General features: G+C 45.4%; 13 protein-coding genes and 1 pseudogene. 13 read left to right on the top strand and 1 reads right to left on the bottom strand.

Annotated features, from left to right (window positions below; translation table 11 throughout):
* Window positions 1-65 precede the first annotated feature (65 nt).
* From NTX75_11615 to NTX75_11560, 12 genes and pseudogenes are all read left to right on the top strand, one after another.
* The gene (locus NTX75_11615; protein ID MCX5816867.1) at window positions 66-245 is read left to right on the top strand and encodes a hypothetical protein; all 180 of its coding nucleotides are present in this window, start codon (window positions 66-68) and stop codon (window positions 243-245) included.
* A 117-nt stretch (window positions 246-362) separates the two neighbouring features.
* Window positions 363-3,059 (top strand): valine--tRNA ligase, encoded by a 2,697-nt coding sequence (locus NTX75_11610; protein MCX5816866.1) that lies wholly within the window; start codon window positions 363-365, stop codon window positions 3,057-3,059.
* Window positions 3,060-4,298, top strand: coding sequence for a DUF294 nucleotidyltransferase-like domain-containing protein (locus NTX75_11605; protein ID MCX5816865.1), 1,239 nt, complete (start codon window positions 3,060-3,062; stop codon window positions 4,296-4,298).
* A 54-nt stretch (window positions 4,299-4,352) separates the two neighbouring features.
* A complete protein-coding gene (locus NTX75_11600) occupies window positions 4,353-4,730 on the top strand; it encodes a CBS domain-containing protein (protein ID MCX5816864.1) in 378 nt (125 codons plus the stop codon).
* 94 nt (window positions 4,731-4,824) lie between these two features.
* Entirely contained in the window at window positions 4,825-5,118 is a 294-nt protein-coding gene (gene gatC / locus NTX75_11595) for an Asp-tRNA(Asn)/Glu-tRNA(Gln) amidotransferase subunit GatC (protein MCX5816863.1), read from the top strand.
* 107 nt (window positions 5,119-5,225) lie between these two features.
* Window positions 5,226-6,692: an Asp-tRNA(Asn)/Glu-tRNA(Gln) amidotransferase subunit GatA gene (gatA, locus tag NTX75_11590; protein MCX5816862.1), complete on the top strand. Its 1,467-nt coding sequence runs from the start codon at window positions 5,226-5,228 to the stop codon at window positions 6,690-6,692.
* Window positions 6,693-6,813: 121 nt separating this feature from the next.
* Window positions 6,814-7,443, top strand: a complete 630-nt coding sequence (locus NTX75_11585) for a uracil-DNA glycosylase (protein MCX5816861.1) — start codon at window positions 6,814-6,816, stop codon at window positions 7,441-7,443.
* 209 nt (window positions 7,444-7,652) lie between these two features.
* A complete protein-coding gene (locus NTX75_11580; GenBank protein ID MCX5816860.1) occupies window positions 7,653-8,264 on the top strand; it encodes a hypothetical protein in 612 nt (203 codons plus the stop codon).
* 75 nt (window positions 8,265-8,339) lie between these two features.
* On the top strand, window positions 8,340-9,257 hold the full coding sequence (gene menA / locus NTX75_11575; protein MCX5816859.1) for a 1,4-dihydroxy-2-naphthoate octaprenyltransferase: 918 nt from the start codon (window positions 8,340-8,342) through the stop codon (window positions 9,255-9,257).
* 187 nt (window positions 9,258-9,444) lie between these two features.
* A complete protein-coding gene (locus NTX75_11570) occupies window positions 9,445-9,894 on the top strand; it encodes a CPBP family intramembrane metalloprotease (protein MCX5816858.1) in 450 nt (149 codons plus the stop codon).
* Window positions 9,895-9,923: 29 nt separating this feature from the next.
* Complete coding sequence (locus NTX75_11565) at window positions 9,924-11,123, top strand: aminopeptidase (GenBank protein MCX5816857.1); 1,200 nt, start codon at window positions 9,924-9,926, stop codon at window positions 11,121-11,123.
* Window positions 11,124-11,304: 181 nt separating this feature from the next.
* Window positions 11,305-12,579 (top strand): annotated as a pseudogene (locus NTX75_11560) (DEAD/DEAH box helicase).
* A 59-nt stretch (window positions 12,580-12,638) separates the two neighbouring features.
* Here the strand turns inward: NTX75_11560 and NTX75_11555 are convergent.
* Window positions 12,639-13,604 carry an alcohol dehydrogenase catalytic domain-containing protein gene (locus tag NTX75_11555; protein ID MCX5816856.1) on the bottom strand — a complete coding sequence of 322 codons (966 nt, stop codon included), beginning with the start codon at window positions 13,602-13,604 and terminating at the stop codon, window positions 12,639-12,641.
* 168 nt (window positions 13,605-13,772) lie between these two features.
* Between NTX75_11555 and NTX75_11550 the strand changes: the two genes are divergently transcribed.
* The gene (locus NTX75_11550; protein ID MCX5816855.1) at window positions 13,773-14,681 is read left to right on the top strand and encodes a cysteine synthase family protein; all 909 of its coding nucleotides are present in this window, start codon (window positions 13,773-13,775) and stop codon (window positions 14,679-14,681) included.
* Window positions 14,682-15,112 lie beyond the last annotated feature (431 nt).

Here is a 15,112-nt window from a genome sequence, read left to right as displayed (position 1 = left end):
GTTGAGAAGCCTTGATAATAAACAAAGAAACCGGTTTAAAAACAGTGAACAGTGAACAGTGAATAGTGAATAGTGAAGAATTAAGAATTAAGAGTGAAGAATTAAGAATTAAGAGTGAAGAGTTAAGAATGAAAAAAAATGAAGAAGCAAGGATTGATGGATACGTAAAAATTCAAAAAACCGTTACTCCCTTGAAAAAGGGAGTCCAGGACATTTTGAAATTACCGGATGTTGTTTTCGCATGAAAAGATACCCGCTTCCGCAGGGATGGCAGGCAAAGAGAATTCAATACTTTTTAAGTGTTTATCATTATTAATTATTAATTCTTCATTCTTCATTTAACGAACGAAGGGAGTTTGATTATGATGGACAAGGTTTATAATCCGCACGATATAGAGGCCAGATGGTACACATTGTGGATTGAGAAAGGCTATTTTGTTGCAGACAACGCATCGGAGAACCCGCATTTTTCAATGGTAATACCGCCGCCTAACGTGACGGGTTCTTTGCACATGGGACATGCATTGAATAATACGTTACAGGACATTGTAACGAGGTTTAAAAGGATGGCAGGTTTTAATACCCTTTGGGTACCGGGAATGGACCATGCAGGCATTGCTACACAGAATGTGGTTGAGAGGGAGATTGCAAAAGAGGATTTAAACCGTGAGATGCTCGGTAGGGAAAAGTTTGTTGAGAGGGTCTGGGAGTGGAAGGAACAGTCAGGGGGCGCTATCATTGAGCAACTCAAAAGACTCGGTTCTTCCTGCGACTGGTCAAGAGAGCGCTTTACCATGGATGAAGGATTGTCCAGGGCGGTACGGGAAGTTTTTGTGAGGTTGTATAACGAAGGCTTGATATACAGGGACAATTACATTATCAACTGGTGTCCGCGCTGTAAAACTGCACTTTCAGACCTCGAAGCGGAACACGAGGAGACGGGGGGCTTTCTTTACCATATACGTTATCCCTTGGCGGACGCTGATGGTTATCTGACTGTTGCCACAACAAGGCCCGAAACGATGTTCGGCGATACTGCCGTAGCGGTGAATCCAGATGATGAACGGTACAAAAAATTTATAGGGAAGTACGTGATCCTCCCCATAGCAGAAAAGAAAATCCCGATTATTGGGGACAGTTATGTTGATACCTCCTTCGGTACCGGTGTGCTGAAAGTTACGCCGGCCCATGACCTGAATGACTTTGAGATAGGAAAGAGGCATGACCTTGAAGTGGTAAAGGTTATGGACGATGACGGTCGGATGAATAAGCATGCAGTTCATTATGACGGGATGGACAGGTTCGAATGCAGAGATAAAACCGTTGAGGAGTTGAAGCAGAAAGGGTTGCTTGAAAAGTTAGAGCCTTATGCGCTGGGTGTCGGGAAATGCTACAGATGCAAGACGGTCGTAGAACCTTCCCTGTCATTGCAGTGGTTTTTGAAGATGAAACCCCTTGCAGAACCTGCAATTGAGGCCGTAAGGAACCATAAAGTGAGAATAATTCCCGAAATGTGGGAAAAGGTATATTTTGAATGGATGGAAAATATACGGGACTGGTGTATATCGAGACAGATCTGGTGGGGCCACAGGATACCTGTCTGGTACTGTGATGCATGCAATTCAACGTATGTCTCAGTAGAGGACCTGAACACCTGCGAGGTTTGCAAAGGGGAGTTGAGACAGGAATCCGATGTGCTCGACACGTGGTTTTCATCCGGTCTTTGGCCATTTACCACATTGGGGTGGCCGGAACACACGGAAGACCTCAAAGCCTATTACCCCACGTCGCTTCTCGTAACGGGCTTTGATATTCTCTTTTTCTGGGTGGCACGGATGATCATGATGGGACTGCGGTTCATGGGCGATGTCCCTTTCAGGGAGGTTTATATCCATGCGCTTGTGAGAGATGCTGAAGGGAAAAAGATGAGCAAATCAAAGGGCAATGTTATAGATCCCTTAACAATGATAGATCAATATGGTACAGATGCGTTCAGGTTTTCCCTTACCATGATGGCAGCACAGGGGAGGGACATTCTGCTCTCAGAGGAGAGGATTGAAGGCGTGAGGAATTTTGTGAATAAAATCTGGAATGCATCAAGGCTTACCCTTTTCCTGTTGGAGAATGTTTCAGACGTTCCTTCTGAAGGCATGTCTACGTTTCTTCCAGACCGGTGGATACGCTCAAGGGCGCAGAAGGTTATCCGGGAGGTAACTGAAAGTATTGATACCTACAAATTCAACGAGGCTGCAACAATCCTGTACAACTTTATATGGCACGAATTCTGTGACTGGTATCTTGAGCTTATTAAGCCCAATCTTTATGGAAAAGTAAGGGTTTTTGATGATACCATAACAAGGAGAGAGCTTTACAGGACGTTGCTTGATATATTGAAACTTATGCATCCTGTTATGCCCTTTATAACAGAGGAGATTTATCAGAAGTTACCGGACAATCCCCCCCAGTTTCCCCCTTTAGGCCTGTCCTCGCGAAGCGGGGGAAAGGGGGGTGAGGGGGGATTTGAAAGCATCATGATATCACCTTTTCCTGTCTTTGACGAAGACGAGGTAGATGAAGAGAGTGAATCGGAGATGGATCTCATTATGGGTATTATCGATGTCATAAGAAATATAAGGGGCGAAACGGGTATTGCCCCGAACGTGAAGATCGAAGCTATTCTGCGTGCAAACGGCCACACAGCTTTGCTGGAGGAATATGAATTTTATATTAAACAACTGGCGAAGGTTGAGCGCCTCTCATTTACAACGGATCCTGCCCCTGAAAAGGCGGCAATAGGAATATACAAAGACGTAGAGATATTTGTTCCCATAAAAGACCTCATAGACGTTCCAAGGGAGCTTGCACGGATAGAAAAGGAGCTCTCAAAGATAGACGAGGAGCTTGAAAGGCTATTCAATAAGCTCAACAACGCCTCCTTCCGGGAAAAAGCGCCTTCGGAAGTGATAGAAAAGAATGAGATAAATTACAAAACGTTCCAGGAAAAGAGAGAAAAGCTTACGGCAAGCAGGAAGGTTTTAAAAACCCTTTCGGGAGACTAAATGCCCCTTACATTCTCCATTGTTGAGAATTTTGTATCAGATTACCGTGAGATCATGAAAGATAAGGGGCTTCTCCGTCAGGAGAGGCACCGGATACTTGCCATTTTAAGAGATCAACTCCAATCTTCCATTAAAGACTACGAAGAATTTGAATCGGAGCTGGCTTCTCTTGTAATCCACAGAATAGAAAAAGCTATTGTTTACGAAGAACTGAATGAATGCCACGCAAGGGCTGTTGTGGGTATAGAAAACTTTTTCCTTGAAGAAGATACGGTTACCGATGTCCACGACCTCTTTCGCATTGTGAGGGATGCAATCACGGTGAGGGTTTTGAAGCTCGTAGAAGAGGATATGAAGAGGGATGGTCTGGGCGATCCTCCGGTGGAATATATCTGGATCGGGCTCGGCAGTGAAGGCCGTGACGAGCAGACTATGCTGACGGATCAGGATAATATGGTTATCTATGGAGAGGTGAACGGTGGCGATGTGACAATGGAAACCGTAGATCATTATTTCGTCGAATTTTCAAACAGGGCTGTTGAAAGGCTGCACGATGCGGGGTTCGAGAAGTGTAAAGGCGGGGTTATGCCATCCAGCGAAAAGTGGCGAGGTTCCCTTAAAAGCTGGAAAAAGCGTTTAGAGGACAGGATTACCTATGAAAAAGGTATCTTTGAATCGCTGGATGTTATTATCCTCACCGATGCGAGACATATATACGGCAGAAAACAATTATTAGATGAGCTGTTAGCTTATTTTTTTGAATTTTTACGTGATAATAAACATGTTATGAAGGATTTTATCGAAACTGCCGTATTAATGCCCACCGCTTTATCCTTTTTTGGCAATTTTAAGGTGGAAAAGGATGGTGAATACAAGGATACCTTCAATATCAAATTGACGGGCTGGGCGCCGCTGATCTTATCGGTAAGAATGCTGGCCATCAATAACGGTATTTTTGAGGTAAACACCCTGAAACGTATAAAATTATTACGCGAAATGAATGTTATCAAGAAGGAAATGGAGAATGATTTAATTGATGCATACTTAACCTTTGTCCGGTTCAGAATCATGAATCAGATCAACAACAGGACGGATGGCAGCAACAATCCGGGAGCCGACGCCAATCATATTAACCCCGGTACACTGAGGCCTGATGAACAGGAAAAGATACGTAAGGCCATGAAGTCTGTGGAGGCATTGCAGAAGTACATACAGGAAGTTCTGATGTTCGGGCAGTAAATGGAAGGAAAATTGTAGCGCTTTGCGCAAAAGCACTATTTTGTGGAGGGAATTATGAAAGTCGTGGAGCTAATGAACAAAGACGTGGTAACCTGCCACCCTTCGGAAACACTTACCGTTATTGTCAACAAATTCGAGCTTTTCAATATCGCAGGTATGCCTGTTGTTGAAAAGGGCAGGCTTGCAGGGATAGTATGCCAGAGCGATATTCTGCGAAAACTGAAGGGAGAAAAGAGAACGCTTCAGGAATTGACGGTAAAGGATGTTATGGTTGGAGACGTTATTACTGTTCCGCCTACAGAGTCTGTATTTCATGTGGCAAGAATGATGATTGAAAAAAAGATTAACAGGATACCGATTGTAGAAAACGATGCCATTGTAGGGATAGTAACGAGAGGAGATATTATCAAGGCAGTGGCAGAGTGCGGATAATAGCTCATAGCTCATAGCTCATGGTTTTAATGCCCTTGCTATGAGCCAACAAGGTAGCCGCAGGTTTTAACCTGCGTGGTTTTTTGGAGGGAAAATGAAGATTACAAAAGATGTGGTGGAACATGTGGCACATCTGGGAAGGTTGGAGCTTGATCCTGATGAAATTGAGCTTTATACAGTGCAGGTAGACAGCATTCTGGAGTATATGGATCAGCTTAATTCGCTTGATACAAAAGGAATTGAGCCCATGAGCCACCCTATGCCTGTTGTATGTGTCTTGAGGGATGACGTTGCAAAAGATTCGTTCAGTGTAGATGCATCTACTCAAAATGCCCCGGAGAAAAAAGGCTCATTTTTCAAAGTTCCACCGATTATTGAAATAGATTAAGTACAGTGAATAGTGAACAGTGAATAGTGAATAGCGGATGGTGAATGAGGAGTGTTTTTGCTATTCACTAAATACTATTCACTATCGACTATTTTAAAGGAGTTAAAGTGGAAACGTTACTTGATTTGAATATTACACAGTTAAGAGAGCTTTTGAAAAAGAAGGAAATCACCTCTGTAGAGCTTACCAGGTTCTATCTTGACAGGATAAATAGATACGATGGTGAACTGCTGACATATATAAAACTTACAGAAGACGTGGCCATGGATATGGCAAAAGAGGCAGACGCAAGGATTGCCAAAGGTGAAGATGGTAAGCTGCTCGGTGTCCCGCTCGGCATAAAGGATATCTATTGTACTAAAGGGATAGAGACTACCTGCGCATCTCAAATATTGAAAGGTTTTATCCCCCCCTATGATGCAACGGTTATCAAAAGATTGAAAGAAGAGGGATTTGTCCACCTCGGGCGGTTAAATATGGATGAATTTGCTATGGGTTCATCCACGGAAAACTCCTCTTTCCAGGTTACAAAAAATCCATGGGATCTGGAGCGTATTCCCGGTGGCTCAAGCGGGGGTCCTGCTTCGGCTACAGCGGCCGGATTATGTGTGGCCTCTCTTGGGACCGATACAGGCGGTTCGATAAGACAACCGGCAAGCCTTTGCGGCACTGTAGGCATGAAACCTACCTATGGAAGGGTATCGCGCTATGGTCTCATTGCCTTTGCATCTTCCCTTGACCAGATAGGCCCCATCACGCGGAATGTGACTGACTGTGCCATGTTAATGAGTGCTATTGCCGGATATGACCCCATGGACTCCACCTCTCTTGCCCAGCCCGTACCGGATTATTTGGAATATCTCGGAAGAGATATAAAAGGCATGAAGATAGGCATACCGAAAGAATACCTCATTGAGGGTATGGGGCCGGATGTAAAAAAGACTGTCGAAGACGCCATATCATTTTATGTAAAAAACGGGGCATCAACAGTGGAGATTTCGCTCCCCCATACGGAATATGCAGTTGCAGTGTACTATATCATTTGTACAGCAGAAGCCTCTTCCAACCTTGCACGGTATGACGGGGTAAAATACGGGTTAAGGGTGGACGGAAAAGATATTATCGATATGTACAAAAAAACAAGGCTGAAAGGGTTCGGAAAAGAGGTGAAGAGGAGGATAATCCTCGGCACCTATGTTCTGTCCTCCGGTTATTATGATGCATATTACAGAAAGGCGGGACAGGTACGAACGCTTATCAGACGGGATTTTGAAGAGGCATTCAAGAAGTGCGATATTATCATGACCCCTGTTTCTCCTACAACGGCCTTTAAGGCAGGTGAGAAGACAGAAGATCCGTTGACCATGTACCTCTCCGATATATTTACAATCCCCGTAAACCTTGCCGGACTGCCCGGTATGTCGCTTCCGTGCGGGTTTGACAGTGCCGGTCTGCCGATTGGTTTGCAGATTATCGGACAACCCCTCGACGAGGCAAGAATGCTCCAGGCAGCATATGTATTCGAGACGGAGAACAATGTGAAGAAAATACCGGAACGGTTCAAAAATTCATGAACCGGCGTATCGGCGTATCGGCGAATGAGAGAAGCAGTACTGGTAGCCGCAGGCTTCAGCCTGAGTTGCATTAAACCCGCAACCCATAAACGGAAATAAGGAACGGTGATTATTCAAAACAATGAACGAGATAGACCCGCGCAGATTTCTTATTTCCCTTAAAAATATGGGTATTGACTCATACGTTTCTCAAAGGGAAAACGTTGTGACGCTTCCCCTTTTGCGGAAGCAGGTGAGTGAATGCAAAAAATGTTCTCTTGCTGCCACAAGAACGAATGCAGTATTCGGAGAGGGAAGCGACAGGGCGCAATTATTGTTTATCGGAGAAGCCCCCGGCGAAGAAGAAGATCTTCAGGGAAGGCCATTTGTGGGGAGGGCCGGTAAGTTTCTGGACCAGATGATAGAGAGGATCGGACTTAGGCGTGAAGAAGTATTTATCTGTAACGTTCTTAAGTGCAGGCCTCCCAACAACAGAGACCCCGAACCGGTGGAGGTGGAGGCATGCAAGAATTATCTCCTTTCCCAGTTAGAACTTATCAGCCCGAAGATAATCTGTACATTGGGCAAACACGCCTATAATACACTGTTTGGCGTTGATGAGAAGATAACCAGAATCAGAGGTGTGCTTACCTCATATGAGGGCATAAAGCTTCTTCCCACATACCATCCTGCATTCCTCCTCCGCAACCAGAATCGGGTCAAGGAGGTTTGGGAAGACATGGAGAGGCTGAAGCAACTCCTCAGGGAATAGGTTATCTTTTCTTGACTTATATGAGCGAAATCATTATAAATATCGTTCAATAGCGCCTAATACACAGGAAGAAAGGAGTCTGCATGGAAACAGTAATTAAAATTATGCCCTGTCTGGATATGAAGGATGGGCGTGTTGTAAAGGGACTGTACTTTCTCTATAAAACAAGTAAAAACTTATCTTAAAGAGAGGGGTTTGAAGGTTATCCTGTGACACTATTAATCAAGAGCCTTGAGCCGGTCAAAGAACTATACTATCTCTGGCAGCCTGTCTATCCATTCCTGGCTGAACATATCAGGGAATGCTATAACCGGAATGACGGCAGTGTTGCTGAAATAGGTCCTTTCTGCGGCGTCATATTTGCCTTACAGAAGATTAAAGCTGGAAGCTCTTTTTCCCTTGTAACGTTCCCGTCAGGTTTGACAGAATTCTATCGCGAAGAAGCAGAAAGACATAATACGACTGACGTAATTGAGGTAATAGACTCAGATGCCGCGCTGAAGGGGGTACGTGATAATACGTATGACCTGATACTATTCCGCGGTGCTTTGTTTTTTCCATCGCTCTTCAGCCTGGATTTCAAAGCAGTTTACCGGGCGTTAAGGACTGGGGGGATTGCCCTTATCGGAGGAGGTTTTGGAAAATACACCCCTTCGCCTGTTATTGATGGTATCGGGAAGAGGTCTCGTGAGTTTAACCTTCGGGCCGGCAAGATTGAAATTTCTGAAGACATGCTAAGACAGGAGATTCAGACAGGTAAAATACCGGGCACTATTGACCTTATGTCAGAAGGCGGTTTGTGGGTTATAATGAGGAAGTGAAGCGGCTATCGTCTTCTTGATATTGAGGCTGTTTATACTTATTCGGATAAGCATTTTTGTGGAGGAGGCTTAGAAATGTCAAAAGTATCAATATGGTGGCAAGCGGCAAGGCCCTTTTCGCTTACTGTAAGTATCCTTCCGCCTATACTTGGCGGAATTATCGCAAAGCTCGAGAATCCCGGCCTAAAACTTAACTGGCTGCATTTTGTGCTTGCGCTGGTTGGTTGCGTGATTGCCCATGCCGGCGCAAATATGATTGCAGATTATTTTGATTTTAAGAAACGGGTGGACCGGGAAGGCACATTCGGTTCAAGCGGGGTTTTGGTGGACAACCTGATCGACCCGGCAAAACTGTTCATTGGCTCAATTATTGCTTATATTGTCGCCACAAGCATAGGGATATATCTTGTCGCAACTACCCCCCATGGCGGAGTTCTGATCTGGATTATCCTCATAGGCGCTGCTTTAGGTTTATTTTATACGGCAGAGCCCTTCTCTTTTAAGTATCATGCCCTTGGTGATCTTGCGGTTTTTATCTCATTCGGTCCTGCCATGACGTTAGGGGCTTATTTTGTTCAGGCTCACCATTTTTCATGGGCGCCGGTACTCTATGCAATCCCTGTAGCGTTCCTTGTTGATGCCGTTTTGCATAGCAATAATTTACGTGACATAAAAAATGATTCAATGGTTAACATAAAGACCGTTGCTATCGTGATCGGCGAAAGAAATTCGAAATTCATGTATTACGGGCTTGTCCTCAGCGCCTATGTTTCAGTAGTAGTTCTTATTATAGCAAACGGGTTGCCTGCAATATCCCTCATTACACTTCTTTCGTTGCCTCTTGCCCTGAAACTTATCAAGCGCGTAAACCTGAAGAATAAAGTCCCGGAACAGCAGTTTGTCATGATCGATGCAGCGACAGCGCAACTGCATTCAGTTTTCAGCATACTGTTTCTCATATCCCTCCTGGTACAGCATTTTGTCATCCATTAATGCCCCTGCCTTGCGAAAAAGTATTGTTATTTCGGTAGCTATTGCCTTCATTCTCTGGTTTGTCATGTTCAATATAAGGCCTTTTAACTTCTGGCTCATGATGACAATAAGCACAATACTTCTCAGTGCAATATCATTTTGCTTCGGCGGGCCTTCTTTCCGATGGGGGGAATGTACTCTAAATCATGTGATCACAGGGTTTGCCGCCGCCGCAGTTCTCTATGGAATTTTCTGGTTCGGGCACCACATCCTTGTTTTGATTAATGAATATACCGGCCTGCTGCCGCAGCGGGCCGAAAACCTGAATGCTATCTATGCAAATAAGGAGAATGTTTCTCCATCGTTAGTCGGGTTGCTCCTTTTCTTCCCGATAGGGTTTGGTGAAGAAGTATACTGGCGTGGTTTTGTTCAGAGGTATTTCCAGGGCAGGTGGGGGAAGCGGACCGCCTTTCTTGTTACAGTAGTCCTTTATACAGGCGTACATGTGCCGACGGCTAATCCGGTCATGATCCTTGCAGCCCTTGTGTGCGGTGTATTCTGGGGAGGTCTGTATGTTTGCACGGGGAGTTTGATACCGGTCCTCATTTCCCACATGGTATGGGACCCCTTTATTTTCATCATGTTTCCGATAAGGTGAGGCAATTAAAAACGGGAGGCAATGACACGATGTTTACCAAAACTGAGCTGAACAAATATGCCGATGTGCTGATCTGGGGATTAAAAACAGCCCGGAAAGAGAGATTTAAAAAGAATGATATTATACTCCTGCAATATGACCTTCCTGCCATAGGGCTTGCCGGGATACTCTATGAAAAGCTCCTTCGCTGGGGTATGAATCCTGTTCAGCGTATGATCGCAACCTATGGCATGGAGCACAATTTTTATGCATTATCGAATAACAGGCAGCTTGTTTTTCAGGCGCCGGGCGATAAAGAGTTAATGGAAAATCTGAGCGGAAGGATCTTTCTCCGGGCGCCGGAATCTCTTACACACCTCAAAGATGTAGACCCTGCAAAGATTGGAAAGTTTCTCGTTTCCAGAAAACCCCTGCGCGAAATTCTTGAAAATCGCGAGCAGAAGGGACTTTACGGGTGGACACTGTGCACCTTTCCTACTGTTGAGCTTGCAGAGCAGGCAAAGACCACCATGGATGAATACAAGGCGCAGATTATAAAGGCGTGTTACCTCGACAAAGACAACCCGGTTAAAGAGTGGAGCGCCATCCTGAAAAACGTTACCTCCATCAAGAAATGGTTAAACGGTCTTAAAGTGAAATATTTCCACATGGAGTCGCAGAATGTTGACCTGAAGATTACCCCTGGTGAGAGACGAAAATGGAGTGGCGTTTCAGGGCACAACATACCGAGCTTTGAGGTCTTTTTCTCCCCGGACTGGCGTGGTACAGAAGGGACATACTATGCGAACCTCCCATCCTTCAGGAGCGGAAATTATGTTGAAGAAGTGCGTCTTACTTTCCGGAAAGGTTCGGTTATAAAGGCGGAGGCTAAGACAGGGGAAGAGTTCACGAAAAAACAGATTTCCATGGACCCCGGAGCATCAAAAGTGGGCGAGTTTTCTCTCACCGACAGGCGGTTCTCCAGGATTGACAGGTTCATGGCTGACACCCTCTTTGATGAGAACTTCGGTGGAGATTACGGCAATTCCCATGTTGCCCTCGGGGCATCCTATGTGGATACCTATGCCGGCGATCCCGCAGACATCACGAAGGAATTCAAAAAGAAGATGGGTTTTAACGATTCAGCCCTTCACTGGGACCTTGTCAATACAGAGGATAAGACAGTTACGGCCCACCTCACGTCGGGAAAAAAAATGGTAATTTACGAAAACGGCATGTTCAAATATTAAAGCAGATCATTCATCGCATATATCAAGAAGTAAGATTTTTCCTTTTAGTTTGCAGTATTTGGCGAATAATGGTATAGTGTGCTGTCGTGTTCTCAACCCATCCCTCTTCTTAATCACAGAACAACGAAATGAAATAAGGATTGACTGGTCCACGGCTACAAAAGAACAATAAAGGAGATGCATTTTGACAGAAAAATTTGAAGACCTTTCCCTGTCAAGGGAAATAGGCAAAGCAGTTGCGGATATGGGTTTCGAAGAAACAACACCTATCCAGGCACAAACCATTCCTACTGTACTTGAAGGGAAGGATATAATCGGCCAGTCGCAGACGGGCACCGGAAAAACAATCGCATTTGGCATTCCTATAATAGAAAAGCTTCATGCAAGGTCAAAAACCGTACAGGCCATCATTTTGTGCCCTACACGGGAACTGGCCATACAGGTAGCAGAGGAATTGAAAAGACTCCTGAAGTACAGGAAAGATATCAATATACTGCCCGTTTATGGCGGGCAGCCCATAGACCGTCAGATCAGGGCTTTAAAAAGCGGCGTCCATATCGTTATCGGCACTCCTGGGCGTACCATTGACCATATCAACCGCGGCACATTAAAGCTGAACAATGTGAAAACGGTTGTTCTGGATGAGGCGGATGAGATGCTCAACATGGGTTTTATTGACGATGTGGAGACTATCCTCAGAAAAGTCCCGGAAGAAAGGCAGACACTCCTCTTTTCGGCTACCATGCCCAAGCCCATCCTTGACCTTACCAGAAGATACCAGAGAGACCCGGAGTTTATAAAGGTAGTCCACAAACAGCTTACCGTCCCCCGTGTTAAACAGGTATATTTTGAATTGAAGGAGAGTATGAAACTTGAGGTGCTCAGCCGCCTCATCGATATGCATAACCTGAAATCCTCCCTTGTCTTCTGTAACACGAAAAGACGGGTGGATGAAGTGGTGATGCATCTCCAGGCAAGAGGGTACGTGGCTGACAGCCTCCACGGTGATCTGACACAGCAGCAAAGGGACAGGGCAATGGGTAAGTTCAGGAAAAACATGACTGAAATACTTGTGGCAACCGATGTAGCGGCAAGAGGCATTGATGTTGAGGATATCGGGGCGGTCTTTAACTATGACCTTCCTCAGGATGAAGAGTATTATGTTCACCGTATCGGGAGAACAGCCCGTGCAGGAAAAAAAGGGCGCGCCTTTACCTTTGTTGTTGGAAGGGAAATATACAAATTGAGAGAGATTCAGAATTACGCCAATATAAAAATTGACCGTCACCCCACCCCCTCTTTTGCCGATGTGGAAGAAGCGAGAACAACGGCGCTTCTTGATAAAATAAAGGAAACCGTTGAGGAGGGCAAACTCGAACGATATATTCAGATGATCGAACCGCTTCTGAAGGACGATTTTACTTCTCTGGATATTGCAGCTTCCCTTTTAAAGATGGTCAGCAGTGCAGGGCGTGACTAAACAGTTTTCCTCGTGCCCTGTTTCCCTGGCTTTTTTTACCGGAAATCGATAAGCACCTTCAGCGAATCTTTCCCTTTCGCCTTTTCGAAGGCCTCTTTTGCCTGTTCGGGTCTGTAAACTTCCGTGATAAGGGGCTTGACATCGATGAGCTTCCGGGAAAGCGCTCTCAGCGCCGGTTCGAAAGGGCCGCACCGTGAGCCGATGACCTGTATTTCATCGATGACCACGGGTGCAAGGTTTATCTCTTTCCCTTTGGCGACGGTACTTTTCAAAACAACTTTCCCACGCGGCTTTACCAGTTGAAGGGCAAGTTCAAAGCCTTCAGGCGTGCCGGTAGCCTCCACAACAATGTCATAGGATTTGGTGAGGGGAAATAAGGGGGTAATTTTTATGGTTTTGACACCCTGATTGCTTGCTGCCATGAGCTTGTTATCATGTTTTCCGGCGAGCGTTACATCGGCCTGAGTGAGTTTCAGTACAAGGGCGATGAGGATGCCCAGTTTGCCGTCTCCCATGATGAGAATTTTATCAACGGGATGTACGTGGATCTGTTCCAATATCTCAAAAGCTGCGGCCAATGGCTCGGTAAAGACTGCCTCTTCATCGGTTATATTATCCGGTAGTACAAACAGGTTATCCACCGGGAGGGTTGTATATTCGGCGAAGGCCCCGTCTTTATTGGTGATACCCAGTGTTTTTCTGTCAGGGCAATGGGTTTTTAACCCTTTTAAACAATAATCACATACGCCGCAGGCACAGTTTATCTCCCCCACTACCCGTTTCCCCGATAAATCATGGCTGACACCGTTCACCTTTTCAACCATTCCAACAAATTCATGCCCCAGAACACCCTTAAAGCCCAGATATCCTTTGATAATTTCGAGGTCAGTATTGCATATCCCGGCCATATTTACCTTTATGAGCGCTTCACCTTCCTGCGGTTCCGGCGCAGGATATTTGTTGGTATATGTTAGCTCTCCGTCGAAAAGTATTGCTTTCATTTAAGCACCTATAGCAAGTATTGCCAGAAATTTTGAAAAGTATAATAGGAATGAGAGGGACAAGTAAATAAGTAATTGAGTTGCCTTTCTTTTGCTTGTTAAAATGATGTTATTTTGATAATCTTTTCCACTGTTTTATGAATTGAACAAATCAGGAGGTATATCTGTATGAACATATTATCTGCAATAGGGAATACACCACTCGTTGAACTCATGAACATTGTCAGCAAGCCTGGTGTAAAAGTCCTTTGCAAACTCGAAGGATGTAACCCCGGAGGGTCAATAAAAGACCGCCCGGCCCTTTATATGATAGAGAAGGCTGAAGAGCGCGGCGAACTTACAAAGGGCAAGACCATCCTTGAGCCCACATCAGGCAATACAGGGATTGCAATTGCAATGATAGGAGCAGCAAAAGGCTACAAGGTTGACCTTTGCATGCCTGAGTGCGTGAGTATGGAGAGGCGTTTAATCCTTGAAGGGCTTGGGTCTCAGGTTTTTCTCACACCGGCAAAATCGAATATTGATGGTGCAATAAAAAAGGCACACGAACTTCTTGAACAGAACCCCGGCAAATACTTTATGCCCAATCAGTACGATAACGGTGATAATGTACTTGCTCACTACGAAACAACAGGGCCGGAGATTTTAGCGCAGACAAATGGCGGGGTTGATTATTTTGTGGCAGGAATGGGAACCACCGGCACGCTCATGGGGACTGCAAAGTATTTAAAGGAGAAGAAACCCTCTGTAAAAATTGTCGGTGTAGAGCCTGTCCAGGGGCATACGATACAGGGACTGAAGAATATGACAGAATCGATGGTTCCAAGGATTTATAAGCCGGAGATGCTGGATGAGAAAGTGATGGTTGAAGATGGTGAAGCCTTTGAAGTTACAAGACTCCTTGCGCTGAGAGAGGGGATTTTCGTGGGAACATCCAGCGGCGCCGCAGCGGCAGTGGCCCTCCAGATAGCGAGAAAAATAGACCAGGGCATAATCGTGGTAATACTACCCGACCGTGGTGACCGCTACCTCAGCACCATGCAGTTCAGGTCGATCTGTGCGAAATGCCCGCCGTAAGAGACAGTGTTAACAGCCTGTTGTCCAAAATGGTTTTCGCCGGAACACTGTTTTGCTCTCTGCTCCCTGCGCTTTCTTACCCATGCAACGGTTCGCATCCATTCGGCCTTCTAACTTGCCACTGGGCTTCGAACAAATCAGGCCGGCCCAGGCGCGGCACTGGCCGCGAGCACATTTCTGCTTACCGGCAGGGTCCCAAGGAAGCTTGAAGTCGCGATTCGCAAAAAGTTCTTCCGGCTCATATTTCAATATTATATTGGTTGCATATATGTTTGGGCAACAGGCTGATAATCCATAATCCCTACTCCATAATCCAGTATTTTTAGGGGTTGGTCCGATCCTGATTCTTATCCGGTCTTGTTCCGTAAATGTTCTTCAAATTTGGCCTGTAAAGCAGAAGGGATAGCAAACATCCGGAATCCTCCGATTTC

The organism is Pseudomonadota bacterium, assembly GCA_026388315.1.
Lineage (GTDB): Bacteria > Desulfobacterota > Syntrophorhabdia > Syntrophorhabdales > Syntrophorhabdaceae > MWEV01.
The sequence above is the reverse complement of the archived record's forward strand: the minus strand, read 5'-3'. Positions and strand labels throughout refer to the sequence as shown.